We start from the raw sequence: 520 nt of genomic DNA on the forward strand, positions 1-520 counted from the left end.
AGAAATTTAAAAACCTAAATATTGTTACGAGAATTATTATAGCTCTTATGGCTATATGTTTTTTTCCGATTACACTTGTGGTTTTTTCAATCGAATTCTTAGTGAAAGCTATCCAAAATAAAAATAAGGGTAAGATAGTCTTAGGATGTTTTTTAGCATTATTAACATTAAGTTGTGCTAGGACTGTTTATCTTACAAGAAGTTTAGATGATAAAAATTCTACTCAAGTTAATCAAGTTTCTAGCAATAAAGATAAAGAAGATGCTGAAAAGAAAGAGGAAGAAGAAACTAAAAAACAAGAAGAAGAAAAAGTTCAAACAGAGCAACAAAAAAAAGAGGAAGAAGCTATAAAATTAGCACAAGAAAAACAAAATAGTGAAAATGCTGAAAAATAAGCTCAAGCAGAACAAACTAAAAAAGATGAACTTGTGAAAAAGCTAGAAACATATGAAAGTATATATTTAATGATTCCTGCTAGTATAAAAGAAACATCAGAATCTAATAATGCTTTTGAGTTGCA

Annotated in this window: 1 pseudogene; it reads left to right on the forward strand. The window is 27.5% G+C overall.

Going from position 1 to position 520, the window contains the following annotated elements:
* A pseudogene (locus IR152_RS19875) lies at positions 1-395 on the forward strand (hypothetical protein); the annotation flags it as partial.
* Positions 396-520: the final 125 nt, after the last annotated feature.

Origin of the sequence: Clostridioides sp. ES-S-0108-01 (assembly GCF_020662285.1) — a bacterium.
Classification (GTDB): Bacteria; Bacillota; Clostridia; order Peptostreptococcales; family Peptostreptococcaceae; genus Clostridioides.